The following is a 22,315-nucleotide window of genomic DNA, read 5'->3' as shown; positions in this document are numbered from 1 at the left end:
ATGAGCATCAAACGTTTCGGTACCGGCGCAGTAGGCGCAGGTGGTCAGCCTTTACCTTTCGCCCGTGCTGTTGAAGCCGATGGCTGGCTGCATGTATCTGGCCAGGTGGCCATGGAAAACGGTGAAATCATCAACGGCGGGATTGTTGAGCAAACCCACAAGACCATGCAAAACCTGATCGCGATTCTTGAAGAAGCCGGTTATGGCCTTGAAGACGTGGTGCGTGCAGGCGTGTGGTTGCAGGATCCGCGTGACTTCTGGAGTTTCAACAAGGTGTTTGCCTCGTACTTCAAAAGCGAACATGCCCCGGCCCGCGCCTGTGTACAGGCGATGATGATGGTGGATTGCCGGGTCGAAATCGACTGCGTCGCCTACAAGGCCAAGCGCTAAGCGCAAAGCAGCTCGCAATAAAAACAAAACGTGAGGAATTGAGTGTGTCGATGAAGTTGAACAAAGCCCTGGTACTCAAAGGCGCTGCCGACCCCGCCGACCATCTAGTCCGTGATGTCAGTTTGCCGGCGCTGGTGATTCACCGTGATCCCCTGGAGCACAACATTCGCTGGATGCAGGACTTCGTCTCCCGCAGCGGCGCGCAACTGGCCCCCCATGGCAAAACCAGCATGTGCCCGGCGTTGTTTCGCCGCCAGCTGGAGCAGGGCGCCTGGGGCATGACCCTGGCCAGTGCGGTGCAGACCTGCACGGCCTATGCCGGGGGCGTGCGCCGGGTGCTGATGGCTAACCAATTGGTCGGCCGCGCCAATATGGCGCTGATCGCCGATTTGCAGGAAGACGTGACCTTCGAATTTCACTGCATGGTCGACCATCCGGATAACGTGCAAGCGCTGGGCGCATTTTTTGCCGAGCGTGGTCAGCGCCTGAACGTCATGATCGAATACGGCGTGGTCGGCGGACGTTGTGGCTGTCGCACCGAGCAACAGGTACTCGACCTGGCCGCTGCGATCAAGGCACAACCGGCGCTGGCCCTGACCGGGATCGAAGGTTACGAGGGGGTGATTCACGGCGAACAGGCGGTCAGCGGCATTCGTGCGTTTGCCGCGTCCCTGGTACGCCTGGCCCTTGAGCTGCAACAGGATGGCGCGTTTGCGCTGGACAAGCCGATCATCACGGCGTCGGGTTCGGCCTGGTATGACCTGATCGCCGAAGGTTTTGAAGCCGAAGCGGCCAGCGGGCGTTTCCTGAGCATCCTGCGCCCCGGCAGTTATGTGGTGCACGACCACGGGATCTACAAGGACGCCCAGTGCTGCGTACTGGATCGACGCAGCGACTTGCATGAAGGCCTGCGCCCGGCGCTGGAAGTCTGGGCCCATGTCCAGTCGTTGCCGGAACCGGGCTTTGCCGTGATAGCGCTGGGCAAACGCGATGTGGCCTACGATGCGGGCTTGCCAATGCCGTTAAAACGTTACCGCGAAGGTGTACTGCCGGCGGTCGGTGATGATGTCAGTGCCTGCACGGTCACGGCGGTGATGGATCAGCACGCTTTCATGACCATTGCTGCGGGCACTGAACTGAAGGTAGGCGACATCATCAGTTTTGGTACCTCGCATCCTTGCCTGACGTTCGACAAATGGCGTACGGGCTGCCTGGTGGATGAGCAACTGAATGTCGTTGAGAGCCTAGAAATAGTGTTCTGAAACCAGCGCAGCAGGCTTCTGTAGGAGCGAGCTTGTCTCGCGAGCTGTTAGCGGCAGAAAAGCTCGCGAGCAAGCTCGCTCCTACAGGGGGGCTTGCAGTGTTTCAGTCGCGGTAGAACACTTGCACCAGGTGATAGCCGAACTTGCTTTTGATCGGTCCGTGCACCACCCGCAATGGCTTTTTGAAGATGATCTGGTCGATAACGCCCACCATCTGCCCCGGCCGAACCACCCCCAAGTCACCCCCACGCTTGCCCGACGGGCAGGTGGAGAATTTTTTCGCCAAAACGTCAAAGGCTTCGCCCTTGGCGATGCGTTGCTTGAGCGACTCGGCTTCTTCGGCGGTTTTCACCAGGATATGGCGGGCTTGAGCTTTCATGGGGCGTATACCTTGAAACTGTGGGGCAAATTGCGCGGCCGCGGATTATGCCTGAGTTTTGCTGTCGTAGCGCGGCAGGTACAGGCGCACGCAGGTGCCGTTGTCGATTTCGCTGCTGATCGTCACATGACCGCCAGACTGGCGGGCAAAGCCGTAAATCATGGATAGCCCCAGACCGGTACCTTGACCCACAGGCTTGGTGGTGAAAAAGGGGTCAAATGCCTTGGCCAGGATGTCCGGCGACATACCGCTGCCGTTATCGCAGACCTCAAGCAACACATACTCGCCGGACTTGACCGCTTCGAGGGTGCTCAGATGACTGGCATCCAGGTAGCTGTTAGCGGTTTTGACCACCAGTGTCCCACCCTCGGGCATGGCATCGCAGGCATTGATAATCAGGTTCAGCAGGGCGCTTTCAAGCTGGCCGGTATCGGTGTTGACCGCCCAGATGTCTTTGCCCAGTTCAACCTTCAGGTCGATGTGTGAACCCTTGGTACGGCTGAACAGCTCCTGCAGTGAAATCACCAGAGCATTAGGGTCCAGAGGTTTACGGTCCAGAGCCTGGCGGCGTGAAAACGCCAGCAGGCGATGGGTCAGGGCGGCTGCCCGTTGCGCTGAAGCGACGGCGGCATCGGTAAAACGACCTATCTCGTCACTGCGTCCGGCCGCGATATAGCGCTTGGCCAGGTCCAGGCTGGCAATGATGCCGGTCAGCATGTTGTTGAAGTCGTGGGCGATACCGCCGGTCAACTGGCCAACCGCCTCCATTTTTTGCGCATGCCGGAGGGTGTCTTCAATCCTTTCGCGTTCGATCATCTCGCGCTGCAGTTGATCGTTGGCTTCGGCCAGGGCCTGGGTACGCTCCGTGACACGCTCTTCAAGGGTGTCATTAAGTTCACGCAAGGCCTGTGCGGTGCGCTTGATTGCCGTTCGGCGCCGGGATGTCTGGACCGCAATCATCAAAATACCGGCCACCTTGTCCGCTTCATCGAAAACGGGACTGAAGGTCAGGTCGAGCCACAGCTCGGTTGCCAGATGCTGGTCCGGGAGCACGTAGTACTGGTCTGTATACGAACGGTTTTCACCGGCCAGTACGGCGTCGATGATCGGCTGGCTGTATTCACGGAACTCCGGCCAGCAGCGCTGCATGGGCTGGCCAAAGGCGCCCGGGTGCTTGTTGCCCGCCAGCGCTGCAAAACTGTCGTTGTAAATCTGGGTCAGTTGCTCGCCCCAAAGCAGCAACATCGGCAGCGGGGAATTGAGTACAAGCTGCGCGCTGGTGCGCAAGCTCTGAGGCCAGTTTGCGACTTCACCCAAGGGGCTGCGGGCTAATGCCCCATGTTGGCTGACAGTAAATACGGCGCTCATGGATAAGTCCCGAGGTTGAATCTGAAAATGTGCCCATTAGAGGCTGAATGAAGGCTAAAGGCTATCATTGGTGCTGAGAAGCCCGGCTTTGACAGTACGACTAAGGTCGAGTGAGGCTCAGGCTTAGCCTTTCGTACAATTGCGCCCTCTTTTTTGATCGAAGAATCCCGTTTGGGTGGTTAACCCCGAGCGCGTCTTCGATTGTTTCTGTTTTGCGCGTTATTCGCTGCTGGAGCTTGTCCATGGTTGTCCCTTTTTCATTGTTGACGCATTGCCGGGTTGCACGTGTCGGCGCACTGGCGGTGTGTACCGGTCTTGCAACACAGGCCCAGGCTGGCGGGTTCATTGAAGACAGCAGCGCCAGGCTGGAAGCGCGAACGGTGTATTTCAACCGCGACTTCCGTGATGGCAGCACTTCAAACCCCCAGGGCGCCTCCAAGCGCGATGAGACGGCTCAAGGCTTTATTCTCAATCTGCAATCGGGCTACACCGAAGGCACGGTGGGCTTCGGGCTCGATGCCTTGGGCATGTTGGGGCTGAAAATCAACTCCAGCCCCGCTGACAGCAACAGTGGATTGCTACCTTCGACCGGAAGTGATCCCCGTCGTTCCAAGGATCAGTACGCCAAATTCGGCCTGACCGCCAAAATGCGTGTCTCACACAGCGTTCTCAAGTACGGCGCGCTGTTGCCCGACCTGCCTTTACTCAAATACAACGACGGCCGTTTGCTGCCAAACATGTTCAATGGCGCGATGCTGGTCTCTGAGGAATTCAAGGACCTGAAGTTCATGGCTTCGCGGCTTGACCGCTACACCGCGCGCGATTCCACCGACGCTCAGGACCTGCGCCTGAACTGCAAGAACAAGCGTTTTACCTGCAATGTCACCGCCGACCATTTCAATATGTATGGCCTGGACTACAAGGTTAACGAGCGGCTGACAGCGCAATACCACTATGGCGAACTGGAAGACATTTACCGTCAGCAGTTTGTCGGTGTGCTGGCCAGTCAGCCTGTCGGCCCGGGCGTGCTGTCGGCAGATGTGCGCTTGATCAAGAGTGATGACGCAGGCTCGGCCAAGGCCTCGACCATCGATAACCGGGCGCTTGGCGCCATGTTCGGCTACGCAGTGGCCGGCCATAAAATCAGCGCCGGCTGGCAGCGCATGAACGGCGACACCTCGATGCCGTACCTGGATGGCAGCAACCCGTATCTGGTCAACTATTTGCAGGTCAACGACTTCGCCAACGCCCAGGAGCGTTCGTGGCAGCTGCGTTATGACTATGACTTCAAGGCGGTGGGCATTAACGGTTTGTCGTTCCTGACCCGTTATGTCAATGGCGACCACATCAAAGTGGTGGGTCGCAGCGAAGAAGGTAAAGAGTGGGAACGCGACAGCGAACTCAAGTACATCGTGCAAGGCGGTACGTTCAAGGATGTGAGCTTGCGCTTGCGCAACGCCACCTATCGCACCAACTACGCGCAGTTCGCCCGTGATGTGGATGAGACCCGCCTGATCGTCAGCTATAACGTGTCGATCTGGTGATACCCCATCCCTGACCTGTAGGAGCGAGCTTGCTCGCGAGCTCTTCCAGCAGATCGCTTACAGCTCGCGAGCAAGCTCGCTCCTACAGAGGGCGGGGGGGTGATCAATCCAGCTGGTGGCGGTAGGGCAGGTCCGGTCCGGTTTTGCTGCAGGTTAGCGCCGCCGCGCGGCTGGCGAAGTCGAGCAGGGCGCCGATCTGGGGTTTGCTCAGTTGTTGCAAGCCTTCGATCGAGTCCAGTTCATGTTCGGTCAGCCAGGCAATCACCGCCGCCTGAAAGGTATCGCCGGCACCCACGGTGTCGGCAACTTTTACCGTACTGGCAGTGACGCTGTGTTGACCGTGCTCGCGACTGAACACGCTGGCGCCTTCGGCCCCGCGGGTCAAAAACACCAGCTGGCAGCGTTGCCCCAGCCATGATTGGGCAATGTGTTGCGGGTCTTGCCCCGGGTACAGCAGTTCAAGATCTTCATCGCTGACTTTGATCAGGTCGGCATAGGGGATCAGTTGCTTGATCCGTTGGCGCCACACTTCAATATCCGGCTCAGGATTGAGCCGCACATTCGGGTCGAGGCTGATCAGGCGTCGTCCGCTTTCACGCTTTACCAGGGCCAGCAGGGTGTCGGCAATCGGTTGTACCACCAGGGAAAACGACCCGACATGGACACCGCGTACCTGCGGTCCCAATTGCGGCAGGTGGTGGAGATGCAGTTGCCGGTCGGCACAGCCTTCGCCGCGAAAGCTGTAGGCGGGCGATCCATTGGCGTCCAGTGCGACCATGGCCAGCGTGGTGGGAGCGTCCATATCCAGTATAAACTCATGGCTGACGCCTTCTTCGGTCAAGACCTGTTTTAACCGTCGCCCCAGATAATCGGTCGAAATCCCGGCAAACATGCCGGCTTCGATGCCCAGGCGACGCAGGCCTACGGCAACGTTGAACGGTGACCCTCCGGCAATCGCCTTGAAGTCCACTTTGCCTGCCTGCTCACCGCTGTCCGACCGGGCAAAAAAATCAAATAACGCTTCACCACACACCAGATACATAAACATTTACTCGGATAAGGCCGCGACCTGTAGACGGTAGCGCACATAGGATTGTTCGTAGGCCGCAACGTTGTTGGCATCGGGCCGGGTTTCGCTGGCGTGATCAAGGCGCACGCAACGTTGACACAGTTGCTCAAGGGTACCTGCACCTGTACACCATGCTGCCTGAATGGCCGCGCCCAGTGCAGCGGCCTCGCTTTGTTCGGCGCAGATGACCCTGGTGTCCATGATATCGGCCACGATCTGGCGCCACAGCGAACTTTTTGAGCCTCCCCCCACCAATAGGATGGTGTGGCTTTGCAGGCCGTCGCGGCGCAGCAGGTCCAGACCATAACGCAAACCGAAGGTGGTGCCTTCAATGGCCGCCCGGCACAGGTTGGCCTGGTTAAAATTGGTCAGGGTCAGGCCTTGAATACTGCCGGTGGCGCCGGGCAGGGCGGGCACCCGTTCGCCGTTGAGAAACGGCAGCATGCTGATGCCTTCAGCGCCAATCGGCGCCTGGCGGGCTAATTGATTGAAATCATCCAGGGACAGACCCAGCAGCTCGCGTATGGCGCCGGTGACATTGGTCAGGTTGAGGGTGCAAATCAACGGCAGCCAGCCGCCGCTGGACGAACAAAAGTTGGCAACCGCAGCGTCCGGGCGGGCCTGTGGCTGCGGGTCAAAGGCATAGACGGTGCCAGAAGAACCGAGGCTCATGGTGATGATGCCGGGTTCGATATTGCCGGTGCCAATGGCGCCGAGCATATTGTCACCGCCGCCGCTGGAGACCACCGCCTCGGGATTGAGGCCCAGCAACCGGGCAATTTCAGGCCGCAGCTTGCCTGCGGGCGCGCGGGAGTCGATCAGTTCGGGCAACGCGCGTTCCAGCCGCCCCTCGGGGTCGATATAACGCAGTATTTCGAGGTCCCACTGGCGGGTTCGCACGTTGAAATAGCCGGTACCGGAGGCATCGCCATATTCACTGCACAATCGGCCCGTGAGCCAGTAGTTGAGATAGTCATGGGGCAGCAGGATATGCGCGATGCGTTCAAAGACCTGGCGATGGTGATGGCGGGTCCAGAGTAGCTTGGACACCGTATAACCCGGAACGATGACCAGCCCCAGGCGTTGCAGTGAACCGGTTTCACCGCCCATCCATTCCAGCAGTTGGCGGTTTTCGGGGGCAGACTCAGTGTCGCACCAGAGTTTGGCCGGGCGCAGTACTTGACCCTGGGCATCCAGCAGTACCAGCCCGTGTTGCTGGCCGCTGACCCCGATCCCGCAGATTTGCTGACCGCTGACTCCGGCTGCGGCCAGCGCCTGTTGTGTGGCGGTCGTCAGGGCCTGCAACCATTGGGCGGCGTCCTGCTCGCGGCGACCGTGCTCACCCTGAATCAGCGTGTGCGGTGCCGAACCCTGGCCCAGTACCTGGCCGGACTGGCTGTCGAGGATCAGCGCCTTGGTCCCCTGGGTGCCGCAATCGATGCCGAGAAATAAGTGATTCATGGGGCGTTAACCTAATCAGAATCCGGAAGAAGGCCGCAACCCCTAAAACCACTGCTATCTCAATTGTAGGAGCGAGCTTGTCTCGCGATGGCCTCGAGAGCGTCGTGTTCAACTTGTAAAAACGCGTTATCGATAACAATCATCGCGAGACAAGCTCGCTCCTACAGGAGGGCAGAACGGGATTGCGGCAGAACAGTTCAGTGCTGTACCAGGTGTTCCAGGGTGGCGGTTACCCCGACGTCACGCAAACTGTTGAGGCACCACTCAAATGCCGCAACAAACTCGGCAGACTGGGCAATGGCACCGCCAAATATCTCCTCCACACCCAGCAACCGCTGCACGATCAGTGCGTCATCTTTGACCAGCGCCTGGCAAAATTCAGCCCTGGGGTCCGGTATTGCATAGGTCTGGCCATTCTCGTCAACGCCCTTGAGATACAGCGCCCATGCCGCTACGACCAGCGCCGCACGTTTCAGCTCGCGGCCATCGGCAATCAAGCGGTTGATGGTCGGTACCGTGAACTTGGGGAATTTTGACGAGCCATCGGAGCACACGCGCTCCAGTTGGTCGGCGATGGCCTGATTGGAGAACCGCTCGACCAGGGTGTCTTTGTACGCCGTGAGGTCAATGCCGGACACCGGTGCCAGTTGCGGGGTCACGTCCAGGTCCATGTAGGCGCGCATGTAGGCCACGAACAGCGGGTCATTCATGGTCTCGTGGACGAAACGATAGCCCTTGAGAAACCCCAGGTAGGTCAGCGCCAGGTGACTGCCGTTAAGCAGCTTGATTTTCATCTCTTCGTAGGGCGTGACGTCATCGGTCATTTGCACGCCGACGGTTTCCCAGGCCGGGCGGCCGTCGCTGAACTTGTCTTCCAGCACCCACTGGATGAACGGCTCGCAAACTACCGGCCAGTCATCGTCGATACCCAATTGATCATGCAGTTGCAGACGATGGGCGTTGCTGGTCATGGGGGTAATGCGGTCAACCATGGCGTTGGGAAAGCTGACATGGGTGGCGATCCAGTCATGCAGGTCGGCATCGCTCAGGGCGGCATAGGCCAGCAGGGCTTTGCGCGCCACACCACCGTTGTGCGGCAGGTTATCGCAGGACATCACGGTAAAGGCCGCGGTGCCCGCTGCCCGGCGCCGGGCGAGGGCGGCAAACAACACGCCGAATACGGTCCGCGGTTTTTTCGGGTGAGCCAGATCCTGCTGGATCTGGGGCAGGGTGGCCATGAACTCGCCGCTGCTGTCGTCGATGCAATAACCGCCTTCGGTGATGGTCAGCGAGACGATGCGGATATCCGGGCTGGCGAGCTTGTCGAGTACCGCCTCGATACTGTCCTGGGCCAGCAGCATGTCACTGATCGAGCCGATGATGCGACTTTGGGTATCGTCGCTGTCGCCCAGTTCGAACAGGGTGTAGAGATAGTCCTGACCGGCCAGGTCATCGCGCATTTTGCGGTCCTCTGCCCGCAGGCCGATGCCGCAAATGCCCCAGTCCAGGTCGCGACCCTGGTTCATCAGCGCATCGGTATAAAAGGCCTGGTGTGCGCGGTGAAATCCACCGACCCCGATATGGGCTATGCCGTGCCGTGTGTCGCTCGCAAGATAGGTCGGCTTTTCAACTTTATGGGTCAGGTTATCGAGGTTTCGGCGATTGAGTTTCATGGATGCGATCTCAAAAAACGTTAGGCAGCAGCGCGCAGCGGGCGGGTGATGGCCAGCCCCTGTGCGTCGAAGAGGTGGCAGTGTTCACTGTCCAGGTGCAAGTGCAGCTGCTCGCCATACTGGCTCGCCATGTCTCCGCGAATGCGCATGGTCAGGGGCTCGCCGCAGGCGGTAATCACATGGCAATAGGTGTCGCTGCCCAGTCGCTCGCCGACATCGGCGGTAACGGTCAGGGTGCAGTCGCCGGGCTTGGCCAGATTCAGGTGTTCCGGGCGGATCCCCAGTGTGACCTCACCGCCCACGCTCAGTGATGCGCCGCTCAGTGGCAATTGGATGCGGGTGCCGGCGTCCAGTTCAACTTCGCAACTTTGGGCCTCAACCCGGCTGACCTTGCCTTTGAGGAAGCCCATTTTCGGGGTGCCCAGAAAACCGGCGACGAACAGGTTGACCGGCTGGTGATACAAATCCAGCGGTGAGCCGACCTGCTCGACTTTCCCGGCATTGAGTACCACCACCTTGTCGGCCAGGGTCATGGCTTCGACCTGGTCGTGGGTCACGTAAATCATGGTTGCTTGCAGCTCCTGATGCAGGCGCGCCAGTTCCAGACGCATTTGTACCCGCAGGGCCGCATCGAGGTTGGACAGGGGCTCGTCAAACAGGAATATCTTCGGGTTGCGCACGATTGCCCGGCCAATCGCCACGCGCTGGCGTTGCCCGCCGGACAAGTGCTTGGGCTTGCGTTCGAGCAACGGCGCAAGCTCGAGAATGCGCGCCGCTTCGTTGACCTTTTTCTCGACCTCGGCTTTGGGCACGCCTGCCAGGTCGAGGGCAAATGACATGTTCTTGCGCACGGTCATGTGCGGGTACAGGGCGTAGGTCTGGAACACCATGGCCAGGTCGCGCTTGGCCGGGCTGACTTCGGTGATGTCGCGGCCGTCCAGCTCGATGGTGCCGTCAGTCACTTCTTCGAGCCCGGCAATCAGGCGCAACAAGGTGGACTTGCCGCACCCCGACGGGCCGACAAAGACCACGAATTCACGGTCGTTCACTTCAAGATCAATGCCCTTGATGATCGAGAAACCTTCAAAGCCTTTTTGCAAATTCTTGATTTTCAGGTTGGCCATGACGGGCCTCCAATCGTGATTTTTATTTAACTGCGCCGAAGGACAAGCCGCGTACCAGCTGTTTCTGGCTGATCCAGCCAAAAATCAGGATCGGGGCACAGGCCAGGGTCGAGACGGCAGACAATTTGGCCCAGAACAAACCTTCGGGGCTGGAGTACGAAGCGATCAGTGCGGTCAGTGGTGCTGCGCTGGATGAGGTCAGGTTCAGCGACCAGAAGGCCTCGTTCCAGCACAGAATCAGCGACAGCAACAGGGTCGAGGCCAGCCCGCCCTTGCTGATGGGCAGCAGCACGCGAACCATCTCCTGCCATAGGGTGGCCCCGTCCAGGCGGGCGGCTTCAAGGATGTCCTTGGGGATGTCCTTGAAGTAGGTGTAAATCATCCAGACCACGATCGGCAGGTTGATCAGGGTGTAGATGATGATCAGCGCGGTACGGGTGTCCAGCAGGCCAAAGGATTTGGCCAGCAGGTAAATCGGCATCAGCACCCCCACCGGCGGCAGCATCTTGGTGGAGAGCATCCACAACAGCGTGCCCTTGGTGCGTTTGGTCTCGTAAAAGGCCATGGAGTACGCGGCCGGGATGGCGATCAGCATGCACAGGGCGGTTGCGGTGAACGAGATCACCACCGAGTTCCAGGCAAAGTGGAAATACCCGCTGCGCTCTTCAATGTGCAGGTAGTTTTCCAGGGTCGGGGTGAAAATGAACTGCGGCGGCGTGGCAAACGCGTCGAGCTCGGTTTTGAAGCTGGTCAGCACCATCCAGAAGATCGGGAAGAAAATCAGGATGGCGATGGCCCAGGCCAGGGTGCCGAGCAACAGGCTTTGCAGGCGCCGCGATTGTTGGAGTGTCATCACTTGGCCCTCACGGCTTGTCAGTCAGGTTTTTGCCCAGCATGCGCACCAGGATGATGGCTGCGATATTGGCGATCACGACGGCAATCAGCCCGCCGGCCGAGGCCATGCCCACATCGAACTGCACCAGCGCCTGGTTGTAGATCAGGTAGGCCAGGTTGGTCGACGCGTAGCCCGGGCCGCCATTGGTGGTGGTGAAGATTTCGGCAAATACCGAGAGCAGGAAGATGGTTTCGATCATCACCACCACGGCGATCGGGCGCGCCAGGTGCGGCAGCGTCAGGTGCCAGAAAATCGCGATGGGGCCGGCGCCATCCAGGCGTGCGGCTTCTTTCTGGTCCTGGTCGAGGGACTGCATGGCGGTCATCAGGATCAGGATCGCGAAAGGCAGCCATTGCCACGACACAATGATGATGATCGACAACAGCGGGTAGTGCGCCAGCCAGTCAATCGGCTGGGCGCCAAACAGTTTCCAGACCGCGGCGAGCACCCCGGACACCGGATGGAAAATCAGGTTTTTCCAGATCAGCGCACCTACGGTGGGCATGATGAAAAACGGTGAAATCAGCAGCACCCGCACAATGCCGCGGCCCATGAATTCACTGGCCTCCAGCAGGGCACTGATCAACACCCCGAGCACCACACTGATTAGCAATACACTGCCCACCAGCAGCAGGGTATTGGTCGCCCCGGGCAAGAACCCCGAGTCGGTCAGGAAGTAGGTGAAGTTTTCCAGCCCCACAAACTGGTTTTCACCGGGATACAGCAGGTTGTAGCGAATCAGCGAGAAGTACAGGGTCATGCCCAGAGGCACGATCATCCACAGCAGCAATAACGCCACTGAAGGCGTGACCAGAAACCAGCCGGGGTTGAACAGCCGTGATTTACGCACCGGTAACGGGGCGTCAATCGCTGTCGTAACAGTCGAAGTCGTCATGGTGAATGGCACCTGGAAATTCTGTAGGAGCTGGCTTGCCTGCGATGGCATCTACTCAATCTGAAAGTCAGATCGGGTTGTTAGCATCGCTGGCAAGCCAGCTCCCACAAATTGGGGAGGCTATCCCGTTTTTATTTTGGGTAACCCGCGCGTTTCATTTCGCGCTCGGTGGTCTGTTGTGCCGCGGCCAGGGCCTGATCAACCGTCATCTGGCCAATCAGCGCGGCAGAGAACAACTTGCCGACCTGGGTGCCCACGGCCTGGAACTCCGGAATGGTGACCAGTTGTATGCCCACGTAAGGCACAGGCTTGAGCGTAGGGTCATTGGGCTTGGCGGCCTTGAGCGATTCCAGGGTCACTTTGGCAAAGGGTGCAGCCTTGAGATAGGCGTCGCTGTAGGTCGAGGCACGAGTGCCCGGCGGCACATTGGCAATGCCGTCTTTCTCGGCCACCAGGGCCCCGTACTCTTTGGATGTGGCCCAGGTGCTGAAGGTCCTGGCGGCGTCCTTGGCTTTGGAGGTGGTGGGGATGGCCAGCGCCCAGGAGTACAGCCAGGCGCTGCCTTTGTCGGTCACTGCATGGGGGGCGAAGGTAAAGCCGACATGGTCGGCCACCTTGCTTTGGGTCGGGTCGGTGACGAATGAACCGGCAACGCTGGCGTCGACCCAGATCGCACATTTGCCGCTGTTGAACAGGGCCAGGTTCTCGTTGAAGCCGTTGCTGGTGGCGCCCGGGGGGCCTGCGGCTTTCATGGTGTTGACGTAAAAGTTGAGGGCGTTCTTCCACTCCGGGCCAGTGAACTCGGGCTGCCACTTCTCATCGAACCAGCGCGCGCCGTAGGCATTGGCGATGGTGCTGATCAGCGCCATGTTTTCACCCCAGCCCGCTTTGCCACGCAGGCAAATACCGTATTGCTCTTTTTCGGGTTTGTTCAGGGTTTTGGCGAATTCTGCAATCTGTTCCCAGGTCGGGTGCTCGGGCATGGTCAGCCCGGCTTCCTTGAACAGGTCGGTGCGGTAGTAGGTCATCGAGCTTTCGGCATAAAACGGCAGGGCGTAGAGCGTGCCCTTGACTGACAGGCCATCGCGTACTGAGGGAAATACATCTTCAATGGCGTAGGACGCTGGCAGATCGTTCATCGGCTCCAGCCAGCCCTTGGCACCCCAGAGTGCGGCTTCGTACATGCCGATGGTCAGCACATCGAACTGGCCGCCCTGGGTGGCGATGTCTGTGGTGAGGCGTTGGCGCAGCACGTTTTCTTCCAGCACCACCCAGTTGAGCTTGATATCCGGGTGTTCGCTCTCGAAGGCTTTCGACAGCTTTTGCATGCGGATCATGTCGCTGTTGTTGACCGTTGCAATGGTCAGGGTTTGCGCGCCCAGGCTGATACCGCTGAGGGTCATGCACATGGCCACACATAACGCTTTGACAGGAATATTCATTGAGCACTCCACTTCATCGGCCAAGGCGGCCGTGAAGGACGGTTATTGTTTTTATGGCTGCCCGCTCAAGCGAGCGCATAGGGCGGATTACAGCCCTCAATCACCGGCGTGACAAATCACTGGTAGCACTCGTACCGATACTATTTTGCACTGCGCAGGCGTTCGCTCAGCACCGGCAGGTTTTGCTCGGTTAAACGCTGCACGGCCAGGCGGCGGTAGTGTGACGGGGTCATGCCTTTAAGTTGCTGAAAGCGACGGTTGAAGTTGGAAATATTGCTGAAACCGGACTCAAAACACACGTCAGTCACCGCTTTTCGCCCATCGGCCAGTAGTTCGCAGGACTTGCTGATACGCAGGCGATTGACGAACTCGATAAAACAGCGCCCCGTGGCTTGCTTGAATACCCGGGAAAAGTAGGTGGGTTTCATGCCCATGTAGTCAGCGACTTCTTCAAGGGTCAGCTCCCGGGCATAGTGGCTGAAGATGTAATCCACGGCGCGGTTGGTACGGTCAATGGTGTGTTCGTCGGCCAGATTGCCTGAGGTGACGCCGGACAACAGTTGATAGTCGTCACAGTCCGCCAGCAGCTGCATCAGAATCAAAAAATGCCCGAGGCGGGTCACGCCGGTGGCGTTGGCGATGGTCTGCATCAGCGCCATGGCGGTGCGGATGGTGGCTTTGCAGTGAAATTCAATGCCGTACTGTGCCCGCTCCAGCATCGGCGTGAGGCCCTTGAGCTCGGTAAAGACTGAGGCGGCGCTGCCCAGCAGCTCATCGGTAAAGTTGACCAGCATGTCGCGGGTCGGCACCACTTCATCTTCGGCCACCTGGCTGATCCAGTTGTGGGGCAGGTTGGGGCCGGTGAGGAACAGCGTCTCGGGGTAGAAGTTGCCGATATAGTCGCCTACAAATACTTTGCCGCTGCTGGCCACAATCAGGTGCAGTTCGTACTCCTTGTGGAAATGCCAGCGCACCAGCGGGCAGGGGAAACCATGCTGGCGGTAGATAATCGACAGGCCATTGTGGTCGTCCATCAATTCGTATGAAGGGTCTGTGGCTCTGGCGGGACGTGTCATGGGTTTGGCCGCTGGTAGTCTTGTTATGGGGCTGATCATGCTGCCTTTTGAATATTCCTGCCAGCCGCGGCTCTATTTCCTGCCTGTTCAAGGATAAGACACGATGAAAACACTGTTATTGATCGGCATGGGCTCCGGTGATCCGCAGCAGATCACCGTACAGGCGATTCAGGCCCTGAACCGAACCTCGGTGTTCTTTGTGCTGGACAAGGGTAAAACCACTGACGACCTGGTGCGGCTGCGCCTTGAGATTTGCGAGCGTTATATCCGTGAGCCGGGTTATCGGGTGGTTCAGGTCACTGACCCTAAGCGCGACAGTGCCACTGCACCCTATACCCAAGGCGTTGAAGACTGGCATGAGCAGCGGGCCGAGGTGTTTGCGCGACTGATCGAAGACGAGCTGGCGCAGGGTGAGTGCGGGGCATTTCTGCTGTGGGGCGAGCCGGCTTTGTATGACAGCACCTTGCGCATTCTGGACCGGGTGCGGGCCAATGGCTGCACCGCGTTCGACTATGAGGTGATTCCCGGTATCAGCAGCGTGCAGGCGCTGGTGGCCCGCCATCGAGTGGCGCTCAATGACATTGGTCAGCCGATCCGTATCACAACGGGGCGGCGACTGGTGGCCGAGGACCTGGACAATGTAGTGGTGATGCTCGATGCCCATTGCGCGTTCCAGGCGTTTGTCCATGAGGACCTGGATATTTACTGGGGCGCCTATATCGGTACTGCGGACGAGATCCTGATTGCCGGCAAGCTGGCGGATGTCTGCGAACAGATCAGGCACACCCGTGAAGCCGCCAGGTTGCGCAAGGGCTGGATCATGGATACGTATTTGCTGCGCCGGTCAGCGAAACCGCACTGATGCCATCGCGAGCAAGCTCGCTCCTACAGGGGGGCGGGTGGAGGCCGGGTGATCTGTGGGAGCTGGCTTGCCAGCGATGCAGGCGAGCGGGTTAGTCAGGTTGCAGCCATCGCGAGCAAGCTCGCTCCTACAGGGGGGCGAGGTGGAGGCCGGGTGATCTGTGGGAGCTGGCTTGCCAGCGATGCAGGCGACCGGGTTAGTCAGGTTGCAGCCATCGCGAGGCAAGCTCGCTCCTACAGGGGGCGGGGCGGCAGTTAGTGTGTGCGGTTCTTTGCTTCGATCCACTGCGACATGTACTGGGTACTTTTGTGCTGGTGATGACGCAACATTGCTCCGGTGAAGTTGTTGCGCCGGTGCTGTTCAAGCTCCGCGCGGCAGGCTTCGATGCGTTGCACCAGTGCCGGGCCATGGCTGCTTTTCAGGTACCGCGCCTGCACCAGTGCCCGGCCGTTCTGTTGCGCTTGCTGCCACGCCTGGGGGTTGCGGTACAGCTCGACGGCCGCCTGCGCAATGGCGCTGGCACTCTGTTCTACGGCACCGGCCCACGGCAAGTCGCCGTGCATGCCTTCAGCACCCACCGGCGTGGTGACGTTGGGCGTGCCGCAGAGCATGGCATCGGCGATCTTGCCTTTGATTCCGGCGCCAAAGCGTAAAGGCGCCAGGCAGATGCGTGCGCTGCTCATCACGGCCAGGGCATCCTCGGCCCAGTTGAGTACATGAAAACCCTGGGCCGGGTTATGCAGTGCCGTGGCCTTGGGCGGTGTGTAAGCACCGTAAACATGCAACTGGGCAGCCGGCAGTTGCTGGCGGATCAAGGGCCAGATATGGGTCTTCATCCATAGCACGGCATCCCAGTTCGGAGCATGGCGGAAGTTGCCGATGCTTAAAAAGTGCTGGCGCTGCTCATAAGGCACCCATTGCTCAGGGACGCTGTCAACCATCAGCGGGCACCAGTGCAGCAGCGACTCGGGAACGTGGAACTGCTCCACCAGCAGATCGATTTCGTACTCGGAAATCATCAGGTTCAGGTCGCTGCGATAGATCGCGGCGATTTCCCGTTGGGCCAGATCGGCATCGGCCATGTGCTCAAAGGTGGCACGCTGCGCCGGGGCGAACAGACTGCTGAAGTCATCCTGCTCCGGGTCTTGCTTGAGCCGTGCCTTCAGTTGCAGATGACGGGCGTCACGCAGGCTTTGCAAATCGGAGGTTTCCAGGACGCGCAAGGCATTCGGGCAATGTTTCTCGACACGCCAGCCGAACTGTTCCTCCATCATGAAGCGGTCGAACAGCACGATGTCCGGGGCCAGCTCACTGATGAAGGTGTCGAAGCTGCTGTTATTGAGTTCTATCGCGACTTCATTGATGCCCAGCACCGCCAGGTCGGCCTTGTGCTCGCCAACCCCGGCCGGGCTGCTGAAGGTGATCTGCCAGCCTTGCTGCAAAAAACTCTCGATGATCTGCATCATGTGCCCGCCTGCCGCAGAAGAGCGAGGCTCGGGCCACACGTAGCCAATGATCAGGACGTGGGTTGGGCGAGGGGACGACATGGACGGTTCCGTCTGAGGCTGAAAAAAGGCGGCAATTAGAACACAACACTGCACTGCGTTGATCCTGTGCGGGAGCGGGCTTGCCTGCGATCAGGTCGCCATGATTGGTCCTGCACGCCGGGTTGAATCTAGCGCTGACATGCCAGCGCCCACAGGATGACATTGACCTGTTACAAAGCACTGCGTAGCCTTGCGCGTTCGAGGTTCTTCGCTACGCGAAGCTAAGAAGGGAACGCGGTATGCCGCGGCTGCCCCCGCAACTGTAAACGGTCAATGACCTTGCAATGCCACTGCTGGACAAGCGGGAAGGCGCAGGGTCGGCGTCAGCTCAGGCTGGCACCCCGCCGTAAGCCAGGAGACCTGCCTCGTGACAGATTCTTACTTCAACCGGGCGGGGTGATCCGGTGGCGAAGACTGACCGCGCACAGCCTGCGGTCGTCGTCCCGTATGCCCGCCGCTTGCCAAAGGGCATCCGATGAAAACACTGGCCAAAATCCCTGTCACGATCGTTACCGGCTTTCTCGGTTCGGGCAAAACCACGCTGCTGCGGCACATGCTGGATAACGCTCAGGGCCGCCGTATTGCGGTAATCGTCAATGAGTTCGGCGAACTGGGTATCGACGGCGAAATCCTCAAGCAGTGCACCATCGGGTGTACCGAAGAAGAAGCCAACGGCCGCGTTTATGAACTGGCCAATGGCTGCCTGTGCTGCACCGTGCAGGAAGAATTCTTCCCGGTGATGCGCGAACTGGTCGCCCGTCGCGGCGATATCGACCATATCCTGATTGAAACCTCGGGCCTGGCCCTGCCAAAACCTCTGGTGCAAGCATTCCAGTGGCCGGAAATCCGCAGCGCCTGCACGGTTGATGCAGTGATTACCGTAGTCGACAGCCCGGCTGTGGCTGCCGGTACCTTTGCTGCGTTCCCGGATCAGGTCGACGCCCAGCGCAAACTCGACCCGAATCTGGACCACGAGTCGCCTCTGCACGAGCTGTTTGCTGACCAGTTGGCCAGCGCCGATCTGGTGATCCTCAACAAGGCCGACCTGATCAGCCCTGAAGATCTGGCCCGGGTGCGTGCCGAAGTCGCTGAAGAGTTGCCACCTGCGGTGAAAGTCATCGAAGCCAGCAGCGGCCGCTTGCCTCTGGATGTGTTGCTGGGCCTGGGTGCCGGCTCCGAGGATCATATTGATGGCCGTCACAGCCACCACGATCACCACCACGACGGTGATGATGACCACGATGATCATGACCACGATGCCTTCGATTCGATTTCCATCGAGCTGCCTGAAGGCGATGAACGCGTATTGATGGAAGCCCTGACTCAACTGGTGGTCCAGCACGGCATTCTGCGGGTCAAAGGCTTTGCGGCTATCCCGGGCAAGCCGATGCGCTTGCTGATTCAGGGCGTGGGTACACGTTTTGACAAGCACTTCGACCGTGCCTGGGGCCGCGATGAAACTCGCAGCACCCGGCTGGTGCTGATTGGCCAGGATCTGGACGCGGCACTGCTCGAATCCACTCTGCGTACAGCGTTGAGCGCTTAAACCATGCATTTGCTCAGGACCCAGCCTGGTGGCTTTGTATCGGACGACAACATTGCCGACCTTGGCCAGACCCCCGCCGAGCTGGTGATCCTGTGCAGCGGTGATTCAAGCCTGGCACTGCTGGCGCAAGCCGCGCAGCAGTTGCCTGAAAATTATCCTGGCCTGCGTCTGGCAAACCCGATGCAGGTACAGAACCACGGCTCGGTCGACCTGTATTTCGATCAAGTGCTGCAACATGCCAAAGTGATCCTGCTGTCATTGCACGGCGGGATCGGTTACTGGCGCTACGGCATTGAACGCTTGATGCAACTGGCCGAACGTGGCGTCACCCTGATTCTGGTGCCGGGCGATGATCGCCCCGACCCTGAACTCAGCGCGCTGAGCACAGTGGCTGCCAGTGAGGGTGAGCGTCTGTGGCATTTTCTGCGCCAGGGCGGGTTGCATAACGCGTTGCAGCTCTATCGTTGCCTGGCCGCCCAGTGGCTGGGCCGCGATTACACGTGGGAGCCGCCGCGAACCTTGCCCCGCACCGCCATCTATCACCCGGCGCACGCCAGCCCTGAACTCAAGGACTGGCAGGCCGACTGGCAACCCGGTTATCCGGTAGCGGCGCTGCTGTTCTACCGCTCGCACTTGCAGGCAGCCAATACCGCGTTCGTCGATGTGTTTTGCCAGCGTATGCAGGCTGCGGGTCTCAATCCCTTGCCGATTGCCGTGGCCAGCCTCAAGGAGCCGGGGTGCCTGGCGAACGTTGAGGACTGGCTGGATGAGGTCGATGCCGCAGTCATTCTCAACACCACCGGTTTTGCTCAGTCGAGCCCCGAAGCGCCGCACCTGCGACCGTTTCGGCGCAATATCCCGGTCATTCAGGCCATTTGCGCCCAGGACAACGAGCCCGGCTGGCGCGACAGCGAACAGGGCCTTGGCCCGCGAGATCTGGCGATGCACATTGCCTTGCCGGAACTGGACGGGCGGATTATCAGTCGCCCGATCAGTTTTAAAGACCTGGCCTGGCGCAGTGAGCGCAGCCAGTCGGACGTGGTGTGTTATCGGGCGCAACCGGAACGGATGGACTTTGTCGCGCAACTGGCGCGGCGCTGGGTCGAGCTGGCTCGGGTGCCGAACCCGCAAAAGCGCATAGCGCTGATTCTGGCCAACTATCCGACTCGCGACGGTCGCATCGGCAATGGCGTGGGGCTGGATACGCCGGCCGCCGCGCTGAATATCCTGCGGGCTTTGCAGGCCCGGGGTTATCCGCTCGATTGCCGGTTGCCCGAGAGCGGCACTGCGCTGATTCAGGACTTGCTCGGCGGGGTCAGCAATGACCTCGACAGTCTGGACCTGCGCCCCTGCATGCAAAGCCTGGCACTGGATGAGTACTGGACGATGTTCAATCGCTTGCCCGAGGCCAATCGCCAGGCAGTGATTGAGCGTTGGGGCATGCCAGAGACCGATCCAATGTTCCGTAGTGGGCGGCTGATGGTCGCGGGTCTGCGTTTTGGCCTGACGTTTGTCGGGATTCAACCGGCCCGCGGCTATCAGGTGGATGCCAGCGCGGTGTATCACGACCCCGATCTGGTACCGCCCCACGGCTATCTGGCGTTCTACTTCTGGCTGCGTAACACCTATGGCGCCCATGCGGTGGTGCATGTGGGCAAGCATGGCAACCTGGAGTGGTTGCCGGGCAAGGGCGTGGGCCTGTCGGAGCAATGCTGGCCAGACGCAATTCTTGGCCCGATGCCCAACGTCTACCCGTTTATCGTCAATGATCCGGGCGAAGGCGCCCAGGCCAAGCGCCGGACCCAGGCGGTGATCATCGATCACTTGATGCCGCCGCTGACCCGCGCTGAAACCTATGGACCGTTGCGCGACCTGGAACTGCTGGCCGACGAGTACTACGAAGCGCAGCTGCTTGACCCGCGTCGGGCCCGTGAATTACAGCGCGACATTCTCAAGCTGGTACGCGATACCCGGATCGACCGCGAGTTGCAGCTGGACGAACAGCTCGACAGCGATGCCGATGCGGCTATCTGGTTGCCACGCCTGGATACCTATCTGTGCGATCTCAAGGAGTCACAGATCCGCGACGGTTTGCATATCTTCGGTGAGTCGCCCGCTGGCCGTTTGCGTATCGACACGCTGCTGGCCTTGCTGCGCATCCCCCGTGGCGACGGGCGCGGGGCGCAATCCAGTGTGCTGCGGGCGCTGGCCAAAGCCTTTGAGTTGGCATTTGACCCGCTGGACTGCGCGCTGGCCGAACCCTGGACGGCACGCCAGCCAGCAGCTTTGCGGGCAGTCAGTGATGCTCTGTGGCGAACCGCGGGGGATACCCGCGAGCGCCTTGAGTTGTACGCAGCGCAGCTGATTGAGCAGACATTGGCGGGCACTGTGCAATTGCCCGAAACCGCGCAATGGCAGGAAGTACGCGATATTTTCCAGGCTTTGCTGGAAGTGGTGGCGCCGCGGCTGGATGCCTGCGGCCCGGCCGAGATGCAAGGGTTGCTGGATGCCCTCAGTGGCCGTTTTGTACCGGCTGGGCCCAGCGGCGCACCGAGCCGGGGGCGGCTTGATGTGTTGCCGACCGGGCGCAATTTCTTTTCTGTGGATGTGCGTAATCTGCCGACCACCACAGCGTGGCGGATTGGTTTTCAGTCGGCCAGCCTGATTCTTGAGCGTCACTTGCAGGACCACGGCGATCACTTGCGCCAGTTGGGGCTGTCCGTCTGGGGGACCGCAACCATGCGTACCGGCGGTGACGATATCGCCCAGGCCATGGCCCTGATGGGCGTGCGCCCGGTGTGGGCCACCGGCAGTCAGCGGGTGGATGATTTCGAAATTCTGCCGGTCAGCCTGCTGGACCGGCCGCGGGTCGACGTGACCTTGCGCGTGTCAGGGTTCTTTCGCGATGCCTTTGCCAATCTGATTCGCCTGTTCGATGCGGCTGTGCAAGCCGTGGCCGCACTGGACGAGCCGGATGATCTCAACCCGCTGGCCGCCAGAGTCCGCACTGAACGCCAACAGCTGGAGCATCAAGGGCTGGCCCCTGAACTGGCGGCGCGGCAAGCGGGCTGGCGGATCTTCGGCGCCAAGCCCGGGGCTTATGGAGCCGGTGTGCAAAACGCCATTGACGGTCGTTTGTGGCAGAGCCGCGATGATCTGGCGCAGGTGTACCTGAACTGGGGGGGTTACGCCTATGGTGCCGGTGATGAAGGCACACAGGCCCGGGACCAGTTCGCCCGGCGCTTGAGCCAGGTGCAGGCTGTGGTGCAAAACCAGGACAACCGTGAACACGATTTGCTCGACTCCAACGACTACTACCAGTTCCAGGGCGGCATGCTCGCAGCCGCAGAGACTTTGAGCGGTGAAAAGACCGCCAGTTATCACGGCGACCACAGTCAGCCGGACCTGCCGAAAATCCGCACCCTCAAGGAAGAGCTGAACCGGGTGATCCGCTCCCGTGCCGCCAATCCAAAATGGATCGACGGGGTCAAGCGTCATGGCTACAAAGGCGCGTTCGAAATGGCCGCGACCCTGGATAACCTGTTTGCCTTTGACGCAACCACGCATCTGATCGATGACCACCAGTACGCGTTGCTGGCAGATGCCTATTTGCTCGACCCCGATACCCGTGAATTTGTTCAACAGCACAACCCCCATGCCTTGCGCGATATGACCGAGCGCCTGCTCGAAGCCCAGCAGCGCGGGTTGTGGGAGGCGCCCGGGGAATACCGCGAGGCGCTGGAAAACCTGTTGCTGGATATCGAAGAAGATTGAGCTTGGCT

General features: G+C 59.9%; 16 protein-coding genes, 1 pseudogene and 1 riboswitch. Of the genes and pseudogenes, 6 read left to right on the top strand and 11 right to left on the bottom strand.

The genetic code is table 11. From position 1 onward, the window contains the following. Both ACP7BO_RS10645 and ACP7BO_RS10640 read left to right on the top strand, forming a co-directional pair. Window positions 1–390 (top strand): RidA family protein, encoded by a 390-nt coding sequence (locus ACP7BO_RS10645; protein WP_060692348.1) that lies wholly within the window; start codon window positions 1–3, stop codon window positions 388–390. A 50-nt stretch (window positions 391–440) separates the two neighbouring features. Beyond that, a complete protein-coding gene (locus ACP7BO_RS10640) occupies window positions 441–1,652 on the top strand; it encodes an amino acid deaminase (RefSeq protein WP_426210170.1) in 1,212 nt (403 codons plus the stop codon). 103 nt (window positions 1,653–1,755) lie between these two features. Here the strand turns inward: ACP7BO_RS10640 and ACP7BO_RS10635 are convergent, their stop codons facing one another. Next, a complete protein-coding gene (locus tag ACP7BO_RS10635) occupies window positions 1,756–2,031 on the bottom strand; it encodes a peptidylprolyl isomerase (protein WP_426210168.1) in 276 nt (91 codons plus the stop codon). A 69-nt stretch (window positions 2,032–2,100) separates the two neighbouring features. Beyond that, window positions 2,101–3,399: pseudogene (locus tag ACP7BO_RS10630) on the bottom strand (ATP-binding protein); the annotation flags it as partial. A gap of 242 nt (window positions 3,400–3,641) precedes the next feature. On the opposite strand from ACP7BO_RS10630, the gene ACP7BO_RS10625 reads away from it, so the two are divergent. Further along, window positions 3,642–4,943 carry an OprD family porin gene (locus ACP7BO_RS10625; RefSeq protein WP_426210166.1) on the top strand — a complete coding sequence of 434 codons (1,302 nt, stop codon included), beginning with the start codon at window positions 3,642–3,644 and terminating at the stop codon, window positions 4,941–4,943. A 103-nt stretch (window positions 4,944–5,046) separates the two neighbouring features. Here the strand turns inward: ACP7BO_RS10625 and ACP7BO_RS10620 are convergent, their stop codons facing one another. The 8 genes from ACP7BO_RS10620 to ACP7BO_RS10585 all read right to left on the bottom strand — a co-directional run bounded on the left by ACP7BO_RS10620 (window position 5,047) and on the right by ACP7BO_RS10585 (window position 14,578). Beyond that, entirely contained in the window at window positions 5,047–5,985 is a 939-nt protein-coding gene (locus ACP7BO_RS10620) for a carbohydrate kinase family protein (RefSeq protein WP_426210164.1), read from the bottom strand. 6 nt (window positions 5,986–5,991) lie between these two features. After that, window positions 5,992–7,473, bottom strand: coding sequence for a xylulokinase (xylB, locus tag ACP7BO_RS10615; protein ID WP_426210162.1), 1,482 nt, complete (start codon window positions 7,471–7,473; stop codon window positions 5,992–5,994). A 197-nt stretch (window positions 7,474–7,670) separates the two neighbouring features. After that, window positions 7,671–9,146 (bottom strand): mannitol dehydrogenase family protein, encoded by a 1,476-nt coding sequence (locus ACP7BO_RS10610; RefSeq protein ID WP_426210160.1) that lies wholly within the window; start codon window positions 9,144–9,146, stop codon window positions 7,671–7,673. A 20-nt stretch (window positions 9,147–9,166) separates the two neighbouring features. Continuing rightward, window positions 9,167–10,270 (bottom strand): ABC transporter ATP-binding protein, encoded by a 1,104-nt coding sequence (locus tag ACP7BO_RS10605; RefSeq protein WP_060692366.1) that lies wholly within the window; start codon window positions 10,268–10,270, stop codon window positions 9,167–9,169. A gap of 22 nt (window positions 10,271–10,292) precedes the next feature. Continuing rightward, the gene (locus tag ACP7BO_RS10600) at window positions 10,293–11,126 is read right to left on the bottom strand and encodes a carbohydrate ABC transporter permease (RefSeq protein ID WP_060692369.1); all 834 of its coding nucleotides are present in this window, start codon (window positions 11,124–11,126) and stop codon (window positions 10,293–10,295) included. Between the two features lie 7 nt (window positions 11,127–11,133). Further along, complete coding sequence (locus tag ACP7BO_RS10595) at window positions 11,134–12,060, bottom strand: carbohydrate ABC transporter permease (RefSeq protein WP_060692370.1); 927 nt, start codon at window positions 12,058–12,060, stop codon at window positions 11,134–11,136. A 131-nt stretch (window positions 12,061–12,191) separates the two neighbouring features. Next, window positions 12,192–13,502: an ABC transporter substrate-binding protein gene (locus tag ACP7BO_RS10590; RefSeq protein WP_426210156.1), complete on the bottom strand. Its 1,311-nt coding sequence runs from the start codon at window positions 13,500–13,502 to the stop codon at window positions 12,192–12,194. A 140-nt stretch (window positions 13,503–13,642) separates the two neighbouring features. After that, window positions 13,643–14,578, bottom strand: coding sequence for an AraC family transcriptional regulator (locus ACP7BO_RS10585; protein ID WP_397456725.1), 936 nt, complete (start codon window positions 14,576–14,578; stop codon window positions 13,643–13,645). A gap of 103 nt (window positions 14,579–14,681) precedes the next feature. On the opposite strand from ACP7BO_RS10585, the gene cobF reads away from it, so the two are divergent. Beyond that, window positions 14,682–15,440 carry a precorrin-6A synthase (deacetylating) gene (cobF, locus tag ACP7BO_RS10580; protein ID WP_426210154.1) on the top strand — a complete coding sequence of 253 codons (759 nt, stop codon included), beginning with the start codon at window positions 14,682–14,684 and terminating at the stop codon, window positions 15,438–15,440. 254 nt (window positions 15,441–15,694) lie between these two features. Here cobF and ACP7BO_RS10575 read toward each other — a convergent pair whose 3' ends face one another. Further along, a complete protein-coding gene (locus ACP7BO_RS10575) occupies window positions 15,695–16,987 on the bottom strand; it encodes a glycosyltransferase (protein ID WP_426210152.1) in 1,293 nt (430 codons plus the stop codon). Between the two features lie 184 nt (window positions 16,988–17,171). Then, window positions 17,172–17,369, top strand: a riboswitch (cobalamin riboswitch). Window positions 17,370–17,462: 93 nt separating this feature from the next. On the opposite strand from ACP7BO_RS10575, the gene cobW reads away from it, so the two are divergent. Beyond that, complete coding sequence (gene cobW / locus ACP7BO_RS10570; protein ID WP_397456730.1) at window positions 17,463–18,533, top strand: cobalamin biosynthesis protein CobW; 1,071 nt, start codon at window positions 17,463–17,465, stop codon at window positions 18,531–18,533. Between the two features lie 3 nt (window positions 18,534–18,536). Further along, on the top strand, window positions 18,537–22,307 hold the full coding sequence (gene cobN, locus ACP7BO_RS10565; RefSeq protein ID WP_426210149.1) for a cobaltochelatase subunit CobN: 3,771 nt from the start codon (window positions 18,537–18,539) through the stop codon (window positions 22,305–22,307). Window positions 22,308–22,315: the final 8 nt, after the last annotated feature.

It is taken from the genome of Pseudomonas sp. TWR2-1-1 (assembly GCF_049897045.1).
In the GTDB taxonomy this organism is placed as follows: Bacteria; Pseudomonadota; Gammaproteobacteria; order Pseudomonadales; family Pseudomonadaceae; genus Aquipseudomonas; species Aquipseudomonas versuta.
This window is presented reverse-complemented; position numbering and strand designations above follow the sequence as displayed.

Bases quoted from the DNA above. Each gene is read 5' to 3' on its own strand.
- ACP7BO_RS10645 (WP_060692348.1), top strand. From the start codon at position 1: ATGAGCATCAAACGTTTCGGTACCGGCGCAGTAGGCGCAGGTGGTCAG.
- ACP7BO_RS10640 (WP_426210170.1), top strand. From the start codon at position 441: ATGAAGTTGAACAAAGCCCTGGTACTCAAAGGCGCTGCCGACCCCGCC.
- ACP7BO_RS10635 (WP_426210168.1), bottom strand. From the start codon at position 2,031: ATGAAAGCTCAAGCCCGCCATATCCTGGTGAAAACCGCCGAAGAAGCC.
- ACP7BO_RS10625 (WP_426210166.1), top strand. From the start codon at position 3,642: ATGGTTGTCCCTTTTTCATTGTTGACGCATTGCCGGGTTGCACGTGTC.
- ACP7BO_RS10620 (WP_426210164.1), bottom strand. From the start codon at position 5,985: ATGTATCTGGTGTGTGGTGAAGCGTTATTTGATTTTTTTGCCCGGTCG.
- xylB (WP_426210162.1), bottom strand. From the start codon at position 7,473: ATGAATCACTTATTTCTCGGCATCGATTGCGGCACCCAGGGGACCAAG.
- ACP7BO_RS10610 (WP_426210160.1), bottom strand. From the start codon at position 9,146: ATGAAACTCAATCGCCGAAACCTCGATAACCTGACCCATAAAGTTGAA.
- ACP7BO_RS10605 (WP_060692366.1), bottom strand. From the start codon at position 10,270: ATGGCCAACCTGAAAATCAAGAATTTGCAAAAAGGCTTTGAAGGTTTC.
- ACP7BO_RS10595 (WP_060692370.1), bottom strand. From the start codon at position 12,060: ATGACGACTTCGACTGTTACGACAGCGATTGACGCCCCGTTACCGGTG.
- ACP7BO_RS10590 (WP_426210156.1), bottom strand. From the start codon at position 13,502: ATGAATATTCCTGTCAAAGCGTTATGTGTGGCCATGTGCATGACCCTC.
- ACP7BO_RS10585 (WP_397456725.1), bottom strand. From the start codon at position 14,578: ATGACACGTCCCGCCAGAGCCACAGACCCTTCATACGAATTGATGGAC.
- cobF (WP_426210154.1), top strand. From the start codon at position 14,682: ATGAAAACACTGTTATTGATCGGCATGGGCTCCGGTGATCCGCAGCAG.
- ACP7BO_RS10575 (WP_426210152.1), bottom strand. From the start codon at position 16,987: ATGTCGTCCCCTCGCCCAACCCACGTCCTGATCATTGGCTACGTGTGG.
- cobW (WP_397456730.1), top strand. From the start codon at position 17,463: ATGAAAACACTGGCCAAAATCCCTGTCACGATCGTTACCGGCTTTCTC.
- cobN (WP_426210149.1), top strand. From the start codon at position 18,537: ATGCATTTGCTCAGGACCCAGCCTGGTGGCTTTGTATCGGACGACAAC.